The 15,394-nt window shown below is 60.9% G+C and carries 13 protein-coding genes; 2 read left to right on the forward strand and 11 right to left on the reverse strand.

From position 1 onward, the window contains the following. Positions 1-49: 49 nt before the first annotated feature. The gene (locus ACMXX3_RS08925) at positions 50-700 is read left to right on the forward strand and encodes a uracil-DNA glycosylase (protein ID WP_421084418.1); all 651 of its coding nucleotides are present in this window, start codon (positions 50-52) and stop codon (positions 698-700) included. Here ACMXX3_RS08925 and ACMXX3_RS08930 read toward each other — a convergent pair. The 11 genes from ACMXX3_RS08930 to ACMXX3_RS08980 all read right to left on the reverse strand — a co-directional run bounded on the left by ACMXX3_RS08930 (position 656) and on the right by ACMXX3_RS08980 (position 14,359). After that, the gene (locus ACMXX3_RS08930; RefSeq protein WP_421084372.1) at positions 656-2,200 is read right to left on the reverse strand and encodes a threonine/serine ThrE exporter family protein; all 1,545 of its coding nucleotides are present in this window, start codon (positions 2,198-2,200) and stop codon (positions 656-658) included. The genes ACMXX3_RS08925 and ACMXX3_RS08930 overlap by 45 nt on opposite strands. Continuing rightward, a complete protein-coding gene (locus tag ACMXX3_RS08935) occupies positions 2,190-4,244 on the reverse strand; it encodes a threonine/serine exporter family protein (RefSeq protein WP_421084373.1) in 2,055 nt (684 codons plus the stop codon). Before ACMXX3_RS08935 ends, ACMXX3_RS08930 begins: the two co-directional genes overlap by 11 nt. A gap of 63 nt (positions 4,245-4,307) precedes the next feature. Beyond that, positions 4,308-5,408 carry a lipid II:glycine glycyltransferase FemX gene (locus ACMXX3_RS08940; RefSeq protein WP_421084374.1) on the reverse strand — a complete coding sequence of 367 codons (1,101 nt, stop codon included), beginning with the start codon at positions 5,406-5,408 and terminating at the stop codon, positions 4,308-4,310. A gap of 319 nt (positions 5,409-5,727) precedes the next feature. After that, the gene (locus ACMXX3_RS08945; RefSeq protein ID WP_068169273.1) at positions 5,728-6,006 is read right to left on the reverse strand and encodes an HPr family phosphocarrier protein; all 279 of its coding nucleotides are present in this window, start codon (positions 6,004-6,006) and stop codon (positions 5,728-5,730) included. Between the two features lie 126 nt (positions 6,007-6,132). Further along, the gene (gene ptsP / locus ACMXX3_RS08950) at positions 6,133-7,830 is read right to left on the reverse strand and encodes a phosphoenolpyruvate--protein phosphotransferase (RefSeq protein ID WP_421084375.1); all 1,698 of its coding nucleotides are present in this window, start codon (positions 7,828-7,830) and stop codon (positions 6,133-6,135) included. Between the two features lie 28 nt (positions 7,831-7,858). After that, positions 7,859-9,862: a PTS fructose transporter subunit IIABC gene (locus tag ACMXX3_RS08955; RefSeq protein WP_421084376.1), complete on the reverse strand. Its 2,004-nt coding sequence runs from the start codon at positions 9,860-9,862 to the stop codon at positions 7,859-7,861. Between the two features lie 56 nt (positions 9,863-9,918). After that, the gene (locus tag ACMXX3_RS08960; RefSeq protein WP_421084377.1) at positions 9,919-10,881 is read right to left on the reverse strand and encodes a 1-phosphofructokinase family hexose kinase; all 963 of its coding nucleotides are present in this window, start codon (positions 10,879-10,881) and stop codon (positions 9,919-9,921) included. Further along, positions 10,878-11,669, reverse strand: coding sequence for a DeoR/GlpR family DNA-binding transcription regulator (locus ACMXX3_RS08965; protein WP_237188829.1), 792 nt, complete (start codon positions 11,667-11,669; stop codon positions 10,878-10,880). The genes ACMXX3_RS08960 and ACMXX3_RS08965 overlap by 4 nt, the downstream gene beginning before the upstream one ends. A 101-nt stretch (positions 11,670-11,770) precedes the next feature. Further along, the gene (locus ACMXX3_RS08970; RefSeq protein ID WP_421084378.1) at positions 11,771-12,256 is read right to left on the reverse strand and encodes a VanZ family protein; all 486 of its coding nucleotides are present in this window, start codon (positions 12,254-12,256) and stop codon (positions 11,771-11,773) included. After that, positions 12,256-13,371, reverse strand: coding sequence for a histidine phosphatase family protein (locus ACMXX3_RS08975; RefSeq protein ID WP_421084379.1), 1,116 nt, complete (start codon positions 13,369-13,371; stop codon positions 12,256-12,258). Before ACMXX3_RS08975 ends, ACMXX3_RS08970 begins: the two co-directional genes overlap by 1 nt. A gap of 73 nt (positions 13,372-13,444) precedes the next feature. Beyond that, a complete protein-coding gene (locus ACMXX3_RS08980; protein WP_237188826.1) occupies positions 13,445-14,359 on the reverse strand; it encodes an Abi family protein in 915 nt (304 codons plus the stop codon). A 275-nt stretch (positions 14,360-14,634) separates the two neighbouring features. Here ACMXX3_RS08980 and ACMXX3_RS08985 point away from each other — a divergent pair, with 275 nt between their 5' ends. Next, the gene (locus ACMXX3_RS08985; protein WP_421084380.1) at positions 14,635-15,375 is read left to right on the forward strand and encodes an HAD family hydrolase; all 741 of its coding nucleotides are present in this window, start codon (positions 14,635-14,637) and stop codon (positions 15,373-15,375) included. Positions 15,376-15,394 lie beyond the last annotated feature (19 nt).

The raw sequence follows: 15,394 nt of genomic DNA on the forward strand, positions 1-15,394 counted from the left end.
CCGCAACCGATAAGGAGTAGCTGTGCCCGCCCGTCCTCTCACTGACATAATGGCCCCCGATTGGGCAGCGGCCCTGGCCCCCGTTGAACCCCAGATTCGGGCTATGGGCAACTTCCTGCGGGCAGAACACGCCGCTGGCCGCACCACCCTCCCTGCGGGTAAGGACATTTTCAAGGCCTTCACCTACTCGATGAGCGAAGTGAAGGTGCTGGTGATCGGACAGGACCCCTACCCAACCCCCGGCCATGCCATGGGTCTGAGCTTTTCGGTGCAACCGGACGTCCGCCCCCTACCCCGGTCCCTGCAGAACATCTACAAGGAGCTCCATGCCGATCTCGGTATCACTCCCCCACCCCACGGCGATCTGACCGCCTGGAGTCGGCAGGGGGTCATGATGCTGAACCGGGTCTTGAGTGTACGGGCCGGTGAGGCAGGCTCCCACCGTGGCCAGGGCTGGGAGGACATCACAACAGCCGCAATTGAGTCCCTAGCTGCCCGTAACACCCCGCTCGTTGGCCTGCTCTGGGGGGCAGATGCCCGCAGGTGCAAGCCCCTGCTGGGCAGCTTCCCCACCGTTGAGTCAGCCCACCCCTCTCCCCTCTCCGCTTCACGAGGCTTCTTCGGATCCCGCCCCTTCAGCAAGGTCAACGAGCTCTTAGCAGCCCAGGGGGCTACCCCCGTCAACTGGAACCTCAACTGACCGCCGCCGCCCTACCTTTGAAGTCACCGCGTCCCACAGGTAGGTGCCCAGCACAATGCCCGTAGCCATTAACAGCACCGTCAGCCCGGCCCCCACCAGCCCCTGCAAACCGTCAGCCACCCCGTTACGGCCCATTAGCACCTGGTAGCTGGAACGGAAAATAGTAAGGCCAGGGAGCATAAACATCATGCCGGGCACATAATAAATCGAGGCCGGGGTATGCAGAAGATAGCCGATCAAAGAGGCCCCCAACCCGACGGTGAAAGCCCCTGCCACAAGGTGCAGGTGGCCAGCTTCTGTACCGGTGACGGCCGCCAGGCTGTAATACACCCCCTGGCCAGCAAAGGAAAGGACGACCACAAGCCAGATATTGGCAAGGCTTCCCTGCCAGGCAGCAGCAGACATAGCAGACCCTATAGCCATACCCGTCATGGAAAGCCACAGGGGTGGCGGGTTGAAGACGGTATGACGGGCGTCAAGGCTGGCATAGTCGAAGTAACTAATGAGGGTCAGGGCAACCGCAATTCCGGCAATAAGGCCGGTGAAGTTCACAGCGGTCATCACAAGTTTCCCCGCGGCTGTCAGGGGAAAGCCGTGGAGGGCGTCCTGAACAGCGGACACCAGCCGGAAGGTGGGCAGGAACATCATGAGCCCGGCTGCTATCAGGTGGGGAGCTGAGACAATGAATCCCTGCTGGAAGAACCAGGACTCAGTACGGGAGACAGTAACAGCCAGGGTGGTAATCACACCTGAGGCTATGGCCATGGTGAAATAGCTGGGCAGGGCAAGTCGGCCTAGGGCAACCAGGGTGAAATTCACCAGGGCAAAAATACCAATGGAGGTAACCGCAGCCCGCCAGGAGCCGCCCACCCCCAAGGTGAAGGCAGCTGCCATGACAAGGTTCCAGGCCAGGAGGGTTGCAGGAGAGTAGGGTTTTTTAGCGTTGTTAATGCGGGCAAGCTGGCGCTCAGCCTGGGTGCGGGTAAGGTCATCGGCGGCGATACTGCGAATGAGGTGGTACAGCTTTTCCAGGGCCCGGTAGTTTTCTGAGGTAGAGCGGACGACCCTCACAAGATTCAGGGCAAGTTTTTCAGTGCCCTCGGTGACATGGCTACCGGAGCCGGCTAGGTCATCCACCTCAGAGACATAGTTGATAATGATGGACTGGTAGGTGATATCAACCTCAACGTCCTGGATGCCGTAGGTAGCGCAGACGGTGACGACGGCAGCATCGACGTCGGCCGCATCTGCCCCGTAGTGGAACATGGTTTCAGCAAGGCGCAGGGCAAAGCTGAGGGTTTCGCGGGCTTGCTCTTTTTGGTAAATGCGCTGGCGGTGTCTGTTCAGGGCCACCTGGGCAAGCTGCCGACCAGCAACTCGGGCAAGGCCCCGCATGGGCTGGGTGAGGGCCTGGCTAGGCTGGGCGAAGTTTTTGAGGTTGGCGGGTATGAGGCGGCGCCCGGCAGCACCCAGCTGGTGTCCGGGCTTTTTAGCGGTCACGGACTTCGATATTTCGGGTATCGATGGTGCGGGTTTCAGGGCCCACATCGGGGCTTGGACGGGCCGGGCTGAGGTAGTGCTGGATGACGTACTGCATGAGGTAGCTTCCCAACACCACGCCGGAGGCCATCGACAGGATGATAGCGATAGCAGAGATCATGCCGGGGACGCCTGCAGCCGAGTTAGCTTCGACCGTGAAGAGGTAGAGGCCCCGGAAGACTGACAGACCGGGCAGGAGGAAGGTCAGGGCCGGAACATAGAAGATCGAGGCCGGGGAGTGGAGCTTGTAGGCCAGGAAAGTGCTCATCAACCCGATAATAAGGGCGGCAAAGGCGGTGTTGGCCCGTCCAGCTCCTGCCCCGAAGGCAAGGCTATAGCCCTGGTGGACCCAGAAGCCGGCCGTGGTGATAACTGTAATCCACAGCAGGGTTTTAGTGCGGGCTTGGCTCGTGACGGCGAAGGCGAGAGAGGCAACCAGGAAGCCCAGATAGGCGGTGATAGGGTGGGCCCCCACAAAGCGGGTTTCGGTGATATCGAGCTCGCTAATCGCTAGGACGGAGAGCACCGCAACTGCTGAGGCAAGGCCGACGACAATGCCGAGGAAGGACATACCGGTGGAGACGAATTTTCCCGCTGCCGTGAGGGGGAAGCCGTTGAGGGCGTCCTGAACGGTTGAGACCAGCCGGGCGGTCGGCAGGAGCATAATCAGGCCGGCTGCCACAATGTGGGGGGCACTGACGTGGAAGCCGACTTGGGAAAAGATAGATGAATCATCCGATATATAGATGGCAGCGAATGTAACCACGCCAGCACCAGCTGCCATGGTAAAAAAGCCCGGCATCTTAAGCCGGGAAATCAGGCTATTGACGAAGTGAATCGCCAGGAAAACAAGACCACCAACGATACCGGCTGAGACAGAGCCACCCAGGGCTAACACCAGGGAGAAAGCCGCCACAATATTAGCCAGCATGATAATCATGGGCGAATAGGGCTTTTTGGCGGTATTAATCTTGTGCAGGCGACGTTCGGCCCGATGGCGGGGAAGGCCACCGGCAGTGATGTCATTAATGAGCTTGTAGATATCGTCAAGGGCAGCGTAATTCTCTGACCAGGACCGCACAACCCGCATGACCGTATGGCTAAATCGCTCCTTACCGGGGCTGCTCTCACCACTGAGATTAATAGCCCGGGTTTGGTCATCTACCTCATCAAGACCCGAAACATAGTTGATAATGACGGACTGGTTGGTGATATCAATTTCAACATCGTCCAGGCCGTAGGCGGCGCAGACAGCAACGATAGCAGAATCAACATCAACGGTATCTGCCCCGTAGTGGAACATGGTTTCGGCCAGACGCAGGGAAAAATTGAGCACCTCGCGGGCGGCCTCTTTTTCGCGGACGTAGTCGGCGCGGGTCGCTGCGATATTGAAGGGCCGCTGGGCCAGGCGGGCAATACCGCGCATGGGCTGGGTGAGGGACTGGTCACTACTGACAAAGGATTTAAGCGACGAACGCACCCGAGAGGGCCGCTTTCCGCCCTGGCGCGGGGCAGAGGGCAGGGTAACGGTACTGGGGCCTCCCGCCGAGGGGTAGGCAGCCTGCTGCAACCCGGTCTCTTCGGACGCGGACGGGCCCGGTTCACCCCGAGCAGGACGGGGCCGGTCAATCACAGGCAGCTGGCTAACCAGCGGTTCTGGCTCAAGACCGGGCTGGGCGGCCGGGGCAGCCCCAAAGGGGCTGGCAGCTGCCTCTGCCACAGACGGAGCCGGGGCGGGGACGTCCTGGACTAAAGAAGCCCCGAAGGGACTGCTCTGGGCCGGGGTGCCAAAAGGATCCTCCTGCCCCCTGGCCAAGGAACCAGCGGCAGCCGGGGGCGGCCCGTCCTGACCGATGCCCTGGTGGCTTTCTGCCTCTGCCCGGGGAAGCAGAACGGTATCCCCAAAAGCACTCGCAGGGCCCGTATCGGGGGCGGCTGAGGCGACATCAAACGCAGAGGCGGAAGGGTAAGCCTTATGTTGCAAGGGGGTAGATGACTTGCTCACGTCAGGGTTTACTCCTTCCGCCTCGATCGGTGAAAGTAATGCACTGTCTTAGTGCAGAAAATTTTAGTAGAAAGGCTGGCCGGTCTTTCGGACCCACAGCTGGCGCATCACCTTTTCAACGCTGCTGTTCCAGGCCTTGTACTTGACCGGGGAAATGACCTGGTCCCAGACGCCAACGTAATCAATGACGTCCTTGGTGAAGGAGGTCTTGAAGAGGCCCAGGCCGTAGTAGTTGTGGTCCTTGTTCTTCAGCTGATCCTTGGGAGGGGTTCCGCAGAAGTCGTAGGACTTGATGCCAAATTCCTTCATGAGGTCGGTCAGGGCGGTCCACTGCACCTGGTGGGAGTCACCGTACTGCTTGCGGCGGGGCTTGGAGCCGCCGTCCTTGTAGGTGCCCTTCTCACCGTAGGCGATGACGTAGGCACCGACGGAGGGCTCGCCGTCCTCGTAGGTGAAGTAGAGGCGGCCCTGGCCGGCCTTTTCAAAGGTGGTCCAGAAGTCGCGGTAGTAGTCGTAGGACCGCAGGTTGACGTTAGCGGTGCCCTGACCGACGGTGTCCATGAGGGCGTACATCTTCTTCATGTTCTCTTCGGTCAGTTCAACCCGCTTGACCTCACAGCCTTCACGGGCGGAGCGACGCACCGCGTTGCGGCCGCGGGATGAGAGGGATTTGAGGACTTCTTCTTCGCTCTTGTCCGTGGACAGAACTGCGGTGGAGTCGTTGGGCTGGATGTTGAAGTTTTTGACCAGGCCGGTCTTTGCCAGGAAGGCGCTGGTGGCGTCGTCGGCGATGATGTCGGGTTCGATTTTGACGGCGAAGACGCCAAGTTTTTCCCGCTTGATGAATTCTTCGTTGGCCTCAAGGATGGAGGGGATTTCTTCGACGGTGTTCACGCCGGGGCCCTTGATCATGTACCAGAGCTTGCCGAAAGTGGGAACGGTCTTTTCGAGGACCAGGTTGTAGCTGGCAAAGGGTACGGTTTCGCCCTCAAGGACGGTGGTGCCTTCGTAGACCAGGTGCAGGGGTTTCCAGCCGTGCTTGGCTTTGACTGAGGCGAAGGAGGCTGACTGGAGCATGTTGCCGCCGCCGGGGCTGGCGATGACGTGCTCATCCCAGTTGGCGATTTCGGCGTCGGTCGCGAAGCGGGCAGTGAATTCTCGCAAGGTCCCTCTTTTACATAGGTGTGAGTTGCGCTCTGGCGCGGGATGGGTTTCAGCTTCCCAGTCTATCTATTCGTACTGGTGCTGTGCATCCTAACAGGCCGTGAGTTTCGTCCAGATACGCTCAAGCCCCGCTCCAGAATCTGGGGCGGGGCTTGAGTCAAACCGTAAGGCTGAGATTACTCGGCTAACGAGATAATTACTCGGCGTCGTGATGAGTCAGCGGGTCACCGCGAGCGGTGACGCAAGAGCTGACGAATGTGGTGCGGTGAGCGGAGCGAACTCCTCACCTGACCACGACGACGCTCATCTAAAAGTGTAATTACTCGGCGTCGTGGTCAGTCTCGAGGATCTTGACCAGGGTGTCGAGTGCTTCTTCAGCGCCGTCGCCTTCTGCGCGCAGAACGACCTTGTCGCCGTGCTTAGCGCCGAGTGACATGAGGGAGAGGATGGAGGCTGCGTCCATTGCCTCGTCTGCGGGCTCGCCTTCTGCTGCGATGGTGACTTCTACGGGGAGGTCGCCAGCTGCTTCAGCGAAGATCGCTGCGGGGCGGGCGTGCAGGCCAACGCGGCTTGCGATGGTGGCGATACGTTCTGCCATGGGGTTCTCCTTACAAAAGGGGGTACGGATTTGTTATCCACTACTGAGTCTAAATCAGTGTGCGTACTTTTGGGGGGTGTTTTCCCTGTGATTCGCTGTGATTTATTCAGTATCTGTGGGGTTATTTTAGAGGCCGAGTTCGTCGAGGATGGGGAGGTGCTTGCGGGCAGCTTCCTTGGCTTCGGCGGATGAGATCTGGTCGAGGGCGTCGATGGCGATCTGCTGGGCCTTTTCGGGGGTGACGGATTTGAGGACGGCGGAGACAGCGGCCATGGCACCGGCGTTCATGGAGAGGGTGTCTACGCCGAGGCCGACGAGGACGACGGCCAGGGCGGGGTCGGCTGCTGCTTCGCCACAGACGGAGACGTACTTTTTGACGCCGGCCTTGGCTGATGCTCGCTTGGCGCCTTCGACGGTCAGTTTGATCATCTTGAGGACGGCGGGCTGCCAGGGGTTATTCAGGTGGGCCAGGTCGCCGAGCAGGCGGTCTGCTGCCATGGTGTACTGGGTCAGGTCGTTGGTGCCGATGGAGACGAAGTCGACTTCACCGAGGATTGCTTCAGCGTTGACGGCTGCTGCGGGGGTTTCGACCATGACGCCGCGGGTCTTCAGGCCTACTTCGTCAACCATTTCCTTGAAGCGGCGGGCTTCGCTGGTGGTTGAGATCATGGGGGCCATGACCCAGATGTCGGCGTCGGAGCCGTCGGCTGCTGCCTTGATAGCTTCGAGCTGGCGTTCGAGGACGCCGGGGACGGTCCAGTCGGTGCGGTAGCCGCGGACGCCGAGGGCGGGGTTCTCTTCTTCCTTGACGTTGAGGAAGGGCAGGGGCTTATCGGCGCCTGCGTCCAGGGTGCGGACGACGATGTGCTGGCCGGGGAAGGCGTCGAAGACGGCCTTGTAGCTGGCAGTCTGGGTTTCGACGGTGGGTTCGGTGTCGTGGCCCAGGAAGCCGAATTCGGTGCGGAGCAGGCCAACGCCTTCAGCCTTGAGGCCGGCTGCCTTTTCTGCACTCTTGCCGTCGCCGACGTTGGCGTAGAGGGGCACGAGGGTGCCGTCTGCCATGATGCCGGTGCCGTCAAAGTCGGGCAGTTCCTTGCGGTTGGCGTACTTTTCAGCCAGGTCGCGGTGCTCGTCGGTGACTTCGGTTTCGACGGTGCCTTCGTTGGAGTCAACGTAGACTTCGGTGCCGTTTTCGATGTCGGTGACGCCCTTGGCGGCAACGATGGCGGGCAGGCCGAGGCCGCGAGCGAGAATCGCGGTGTGGGCCTGGGGGCCGCCGTCGGAGGTGATGAGGGCAATGACCTGCTTGGGGTCAAGGGTGGCGGTGTCTGCCGGGGCCAGGTCAATGGCTGCCAGGATGAAGGGCTCAGCAGAGACGGGGATGCCGGGGGCCTGCTGGCCGGTCAGTTCGGCGACGATGCGGGCGCGGACGTCGTGAATGTCGGTGACGCGCTCGGCCATGTAGCCGCCCAGGGCTGCCATCTGGTCGGCGAAGGCTGAGGCTGCTTCCCAGACTGCCAGTTCGGGGGCCTTGCCCTGCTTCTCGACAATCTTGATAGCGCTCTTGAGCAGGGCGCGGTCGGTTGCCATCTGGGAGGTGGACTTGAGCACGGCCTTGCCGTCGCGGCTAGCGTGCTCGGCGCGTTCGAGCAGGCCGTTCTTGACGGTTTCGGCTGCTGCCTTGATGCGTTCGGCTGCCTGCTCGGGGGTTTCGTCGGCGGAGAGCTTCAGGGATGATGAGGGAGCCTTGATGGGCTCAGGCATTTGAAGGACTTTGCCAATCACACGGCCGGCGTAGACGCCGACGCCCTTGTAAGTAGTCATTTGTGTTTTCCTTTGAGGTTTGTGGTCTTTAGGCCGCCGCGTCAGTCTTCTGACCCGCGAGTGACTTGAGAACAATATACATGAGGCCGCCCGCAATCATGCCAGCAATCGCCGCAACGAGGAACATCAGGGGGTTCTCAACCAGGGCGATGATCCAGACACCACCGTGGGGGGCGGGTGAGGCGACGCCTGCACCCATGGAGATAGCACCGGCAACAGCTGCACCGACAACGGAGGAGGGGATCACACGCAGGGGGTCAGCGGTGGCGAAGGGGATGGCGCCTTCAGAGATAAAGGAGGCACCCAGGAGCCAGGCTGCCTTGCCGTTTTCGCGTTCGGGGGCGCTGAAGAGGCTGGGGCGGATGGTGGTTGCCAGGGCCATGGCCAGCGGGGGCACCATACCGGAGATAATGACGGCGGCCATAATCTGCTGGGAGGCCAGGGTGCCTGCTGATAGGCCGGCAGTGGCGAAGAGGTAGGCTGCCTTGTTGACGGGGCCGCCGAGGTCGAAGCCCATCATGGCGCCGAGGATGATGCCAAGCAGGATCGCTGAGGCACCGGTCATGGAGTTCAGCCAGGTCTCAAGGGAGGTGGTAACCCAGGCCAGGGGGCCACCGAGCAGGAAGAACATGAGGCCACCGGCGAAGAGGGTAGCCACCAGCGGGGTGATGACCACGGGCATCATGGAGGCGAGCCAGCGGGGCAGCTTGAGCAGGGAGAGCCAGTAGGCACACAGACCGGCGAGCAGACCGGCGACGATACCGCCGAGGAAGCCACCGCCGACCATGACGGCAACAGAACCGGCGATGAAGCCGGGGGCAATGCCGGGGCGCTGGGCCAGGCCGTAGGCGATGTAGGCTGCCAGGACGGGAACCATAGCTCCCAGGCCGAAGGCGCCGATAGTGTGCAGGGCAGCACCCAGGTAGAGGGAGAGGGGGGTGCCGTTCAGGTTGGTGAGGGAGGCCCCTTCAAGGATTGCTGCAGGATCTACCTCGCCCAGGTTGGGCAGGGTAATGGCTTCGAGCATGAAGCCGAGGGCCAGGATGATGCCGCCTGCTGCTACGAAGGGAATCATGTAGGAGACACCGGTCATCAAAGCCTTGTAGATGCGGGTGCCCCAGGGGCCGGAGTCGTTGGTTGCTTCAGCTTCGGAGGAGGCTCCTGCGGTAACACGCTTGCCGTTGGGCTTTTCAGCTTCAGCCAGGGCCTCTTCAATCATGGCCTTGGGGTCGTCGATTCCGCGCTTGACGGGGGCTTCAACGTAGGGCTTACCGGCAAAGCGTTCCCGGCCACGCACGGGCAGGGCTACGGCGAAGACGACGGCGTCGGCTTCGTCGATTTCGGCCTGGGTGAGCTTCTCGCCCCCGGAGGAACCCTGGGGTTCGACCTTGAAGTCGTAACCCAGTTCTTCAGCGGCGTACTTGAGGCCGTCGGCTGCCATGTAGGTGTGGGCGATGCCGGTGGGGCAGTTGGTCACAGCCACAATCTTCTTGCGGCGGGCAGGTGCTGCATCGGCAGCGCCAGCTGCTGCAACAGAGCCGGACGCGGCGTCCGCAGCGGGTGCCTCAGCTACCTTTTCGCGCAGGCCGAGGGCTTCTTCCACCAGAACTACAACCTCATCAGCGGTCTTGGCTTCGCGCAGGGCTGCGGTGAAGGTCTTCTTCATCAGAGAGCGGGCCATCTGAGAGAGGATTTTCAGGTGGGCTTCGCCGCCGTCAGCGGGAGCTGCGATGAAGAAGATGAGGTCGGCCGGGCCGTCCTTAGCGCCGAAATCGACGGCGGGGTTGGGGCGGGCCATCGCCAGGGTGGGCTCGGTGACAGCTTCGGTACGGCAGTGCGGAATTGCAATGCCGCCGGGGATGCCGGTGTCGGTCTTCTCTTCGCGGGCGCGGGCTGCGGCGTAGAGGGTGTCGAAGTCGGTGGCGCGGCCAGCACCTACGACGGCTCCTGCTAGGTGTTCGATGACATCGAAGCGGGATTCGCCGAGGTTCTCATCGAGGCTGATGAGATCCGCAGTGATGAGAGCAGACATGTGCTCCTCCTCGGATTGTGTTGGGGTAAAGGGTGTGGTTCAGAGGAAAAATAAGGTTAGAGGGCCAGTTCCCGCAGAGTGACTGCCTCGGGGGTGGTGGATTCTAGGGTGGGTACCTGGGTGCCGGGCAGGGAGGCCGCTGCAGAGCCGTGGGCGACGGCCTGCACCAGGCACTCGGGGAGGGTCTTGCCCTGTTCATGGGCAATCAGGAAGCCTGCCAGGGAGCAGTCGCCTGCGCCCACGGTAGAGCGGACCTTGACCGGTTCGTGGATGGCGTGCCAGGCGCCGTCGGCGGTGACGAGGACGGCTCCGCCGCCGCCGAGGGTGGCGAGGACCATTTCGACGCCGCGGTCTACCAGTTCCTGGGCGGTGCGGGCGGTCAGCTCGGGGCTGGCTTCGAGTTCGTCGGCCATCTCGATTTTGCCGACGAGTTCAGCAAGTTCTTCGGAGTTGGGCTTGATGAGGTTGGGCATGCCGTCTAGGCCGACGAGGGCGTCGCGCAGGGCGGCGCCGGAGGTATCAACAGCGATTCGGGGGGCCTTATCTCCCAGAGATTCGCGGATGGAGCGGCCAACGACGGCGTAGTAGTCGGTGGGGACGCCTGCGGGAAGGGAACCAGCCAGGACCAGCCAGGAGGCGTCGATGGTTTCCTTAATCATCAGGCGGGTCAGCTGCTGCTGGGCGACGTCGTTGAGGGGCTCGCCGGGGGCGTTGACCTTGGTGGTGGTGCCGTCCGGTTCAACGATGGTGATGTTGGAACGGATGGGAGAGCCGATGGGCATATTGACGAAAGGAACCTCAGCTTCTTTGAGGCTGGCCAGGACGGGGTCTTCATTATCACCGGGCAGAACGGCTACGGTCTCAAAACCGGAGACAGTCAGGGCCCGGGCAATGTTGACGCCCTTGCCACCGGGGTCAGAGGCGGCGGCAACGGCACGCTGAACGGCCCCGCGCTTAATTTCGTGGTTCAGTTCCACGGTGCGGTCCATGCTGGGGTTGGCGGTTAGGGTAACGATCATGCGATAAGCACCTCTACATTGGATTCTTCAAGGGCGGTGGCCAGGTCGCCTTCGGGCGCCTTGTCAGTGATAAGGGTGTCGATGTCCTCAAGACCTGCGAACCGGACCAGGGATTCCTGGTCAAACTTGGCAGAGTCACAGAGCAGCACGACGCGGCGGGCTGACTTCACGATGGCAGTTTTGACGATTGCTTCGTTCAGGCCGGGGGTGGAGAGCCCAAAGGTGGCGTCCAGCCCGTTGACACCGATAAAGGCGATGTCGGGGCGGATCGTCTCAAAGTGGGCTGCAGCCCGGGTGCCAACGGCAGCCCAGGTCATCTTACGCAGCTGGCCTCCCACCATATCGAGCACGATACCGTCTGCCTCTGCCAGCTTCACAGCGATGTGGAGGGCATGGGTGATGATGAGGCGGTCAGCACCGGACTTGAGGGAGAAGTCGGCAGCTGCGATGCGGTCGGCGAGGATTTCGGTAGTGGTACCGGCGTCCAGGACGACGGCCCCCGCGTCCGAATCGCGCAGCAGCTCGTAGGCTCGCTGGGCGATCCGCTGCTTTTCGGGGGTATTGAGATTCTGGCGCAGGGCGATGGAGGATTCCACGGAGGTGGACTGCTCCACGGTGACTGCGCCGCCGTGGACGCGACGCAGTTTACCGTCGGCTTCAAGCGCAGCGAGATCGCGACGGACGGTTTCCATCGTGACTTCGTAGCGCCGGGCGAGGTCTGCGCCGTTGACTCGGCGTGCTGATGCGACGAGCTTCGCTATTTCGGCACGGCGTTCTTCAGCGAACATGTGTATATCACCTTGGTTAAAAGAGGAAGCGGGCCGGGCGACCCTATCTATAGTTGATTTTATGTGGGTTTCTGTGGGTACGTCAATGGAAACCCCTAGAATTACACCCTCATTGGTGCTGTTTTTGTGGGTTTTACAGTCAATTTGACCCAAATCAAAGCGAAAACCCAACCGATAACACAGCCTAAGCTGTTCGCCAGGACATCCAGCGCAGACGTTACACGCCCGGGAATCATCAGCTGGGTGGTTTCAATGAGGAGGGTCGCCCCTAGACCTCCCAGGGGCACCGGCCACCAGCGGGTGGGTAAGAACAGCAGGGTCAAAAGGAAACCCCCGGGCCCAAACATGCAGACGTTAGCCAGCCACTCAATCTGGTCGTAACCCAACCAGGTCGGCAACCAGCCTGCGGCGTGGGCGTCCTCAATGAGGGTGAGGAAGAGCTGGCCGGAGTTGGGGTCTTCGCTGGTGGGGGTAAAGACCAGGGCCGCCACCAGGGCCAGGTAGATACCGGTCAGACCCCAAAGGACGGCACGGACGGCCGGGCGCTGCAGATAGGCAGGCCGGGCAGGGGACGGGCCGGGAACCACTAGGGTTTGCCTACGAGCAAGGCTTCGCCGGCTTCGGTCCATGCAAGGAGGCCTGCAAGGTCGATAGCGAAGGGCTCAGCGTTGCCGATGGTGCCAAATTCCCGGCCGTGGGTGGCAGAGAGGGCGCGGCGAATCAGGGAGCCGTGGGAGACGACGATGACGCGCTGGCCCGGGTAGTCGCGGGCTATCTGACGTAGCACCTTGATGCCGCGCAGGTAGACGGAGCGTTCGCTTTCAACACCTGCGTAGAAGGCATCGGGGGCCCGGCGGGCTTCTTCTGAGATGTCGAGCCCTTCGGCTTCGCCGTAGCCGCGTTCGATGAGGTCATCGTAGGTTGTGTGGACGGTGAGGCCGTAGGCGGCGGCAATTATATCGGCGGTCTCCTTGGCCCGGGAGAGCGGGGATGAGACGACGACGTCGTACTCGTGCCCGGCGGCTCGGAGGGCTGCGGCGGTGGCGTGGGCCTGGGCGCGGCCGGTGTCGTTGAGGGGAATATCGCTGGAGCCCTGCATGAGGCGGGCCTTGTTCCAGTCGGTCTGGCCGTGGCGGATCAGCATGATGGAGGACGCCCGGCGGGCAGGGGCCAGGGGCACCACCTCACCGTTATGGGGCACCAGCACTTTCTGGCCCGTGCGGGCGGTTTGCAGGCGGGAAATCAGCATGCCGTGCACCACGATAATCAGGTTCTTACCCGGGTAGTCGGCTTCAACCTGGTCGAGGGCGTCTTCAACGCGGGCGAGGAAGTCAGCCAGGGGTTCGATGTCTGCGGTTTCGTTTTCTACCGTTTCCCAGAGGGCGGGGTTGTTCTGCATGCCTTCGAGGTCTTTGAAGGAACGTTCTGCGAGGCCCGGGTAGGAACCGAGGACGGGTAGGCCCAGTTCGTCGGCGATGATACGGCCGGTTTCTGCGGCGCGGGAGAGGGGGGAGGTGACGACGCCGTGCCAGGTGAAGCCGGGGGTAGCGTCCGCTTGGGCCTTGGCGTATTCGAGGACGTTGTGGGCGGCGGCGAGCGCCTGGGCGCGGCCGGTGTCGTTGAGGGGTATGTCGCTGGAGCCCTGCAGGCGGTGTACGAGGTTCCAGTCGGTCTGTCCGTGTCGAATGAGTACGCTAGGCATGGGCTCTATTATCCCACTTTCTGTGGGTTTGCGTGGGTTTATGTGATAGATGCCCCGCCGTTGTCATGCTGCTTTAGGCCCACAATTCGAACTGCTCAAACCCGTCTGGAATGTCCATTTCATCGAGCATTGCCCCACTTGCGTTGATGAGGAGCTGCCTTAGCCCTGGAATACATTTTTCCCCTGTTCCAAGTTGCCGCGCAATGTAAACAGCTATTGCAAGAACAAAGTTGATTTTAGAGGTATCTGCGCCATCGAGTGACTCACTAAGAAGCTGTGGAGGCTTTCGTAGGGTAACACCCTGCACCGCTGATGCAAGGTTCCACACCCTACTGTGGTGGGCAGCTGCGTTTCGAAAAATAGTGAATACCCTCAGAAAACTTTCAAAAGCGGGAGCCTGTAAGCCCACTTCAAGCGCGATCTTCTTGCGCACAGAGGCATCCTTAATATTTGAATACCATTTCGAAAGGAGACCGAAGCTCATGACCTCAGTTGCGATCCATAAAGGTGGGTACTCCGAGTCATACTTCGAATAGAAGGCCCTCACAAAGGGTAAGGTCTCATTCTTCTTCAAAAGCCGCTTCAGCTCGTGAAGGTCTTGCTCGTGCTTGTTTTCTGCAACATACAGACCAGGCTGTGTCGCGTAGGCAAGGGGGTCGCCATTTGAGGGAAAGTGCCTAATCATTGCGGCCCGTAGCCAGACTTCAATGATTTCAGAGAGCTTCATAATATAGCCTCGAAGTTCAGCATCGAACTCGTATAAATCAAGAATCTCTGCAGCATCGGTTCCAGGAATGAATCGGGCCTGTGCAGTATGGTTAGTTTTATCTTCGAAGAAGAACCAGGCGTAGCCCTTGAAACGGTAGTAATCGACCTGGGTTAGAAAAGCGGGAAGGACCTGGTCTTGGTCGCTTAGCCCTTGACAGGCGAGCTTGGCTCTCAGGACTTGGCTGTTCTGAGCCTGTTTCGCAAAAGGAAGTCTAGACATAAATAAACCCGTCCATTTGAGGATTCCTACTAGGATTATCTTAGTAGAGAACTAGCCTTGACGGGTCTTCTTGCCACCCATACTACAGACTTTTTACGCTAGGTGCAACCTTTCTTGAAAAGGTTTTCCTTCATTTCTCAACACTGCAGGGGCCCTGTAGCTCTACCACCCTTAAATGAGCATAGGAACTGATATGTACTGGTTTTCGGTCATACCAGCCACTCATCCCCCTCCCCATGCTCCCCTACCGGCGCGTCCTATGAGAGCATAGAACCATGTTTGAACTTCACTCAGCCCCCACCCACTTTGCCCCCGCCTGCGCTGTCTTCGACTGCGACGGCGTCCTACTCGATTCCGAAACCCTCTGGGGCGAGATCCAGGCCGAAATGTTCAAGCACTACCGGGTAGACCTCACCCCCGAACTCGAAGCCTCCCTCGTCGGCATCTCCGCTGGCGACCTCGCCGACCGTCTCTCAGCCCTCACCCCGCTGGCGTCCGAATTCGACGGCTCCCCCGATGCCTTCCGCGACAGTGTCTACACCACCATCACCACCACCGAGTTCGATATCATCGACCGTGGCGTCACCGCCATCGACGGCGCCCTCGATGCCATCAAACTCCTCTCAGCAAAAATCCCCGTGGCGGTGGCGTCCAACTCCGGCAGCAAGCTGCTGACCAAAAAACTCACCCACTTCGGCTACGCCCCCTACCTGGATACCTGGGTCTCCTTCCACGACGTCAAAGAAGGCAAGCCCGCCCCCGACATCTACCTCGAAGCAACCCGCCGCCTAGGCTTCACCCCCGAGCAGGCCCTCACCGTAGAAGACTCCGTCACCGGCATGACTGCCGCTACCAATGCTGGCACCAACTGCCTGATTTACCAGGTTGAGCCGGACGCTGCCACCCCCGCTCCCCTGCTGACGGCAGGTATCGGGCGGTTCAGCTCCTTCACCGACCCCGCCTTCCTCGCCCAGCTTAACGCCTGGGTGGGGCACCTACCCGACCGCGACCGCTAACCCCCACCACCTTCTCAAG

Origin of the sequence: Rothia nasimurium, from assembly GCF_049068285.1 — a bacterium.
In the GTDB taxonomy this organism is placed as follows: Bacteria; Actinomycetota; Actinomycetes; order Actinomycetales; family Micrococcaceae; genus Rothia; species Rothia nasimurium_I.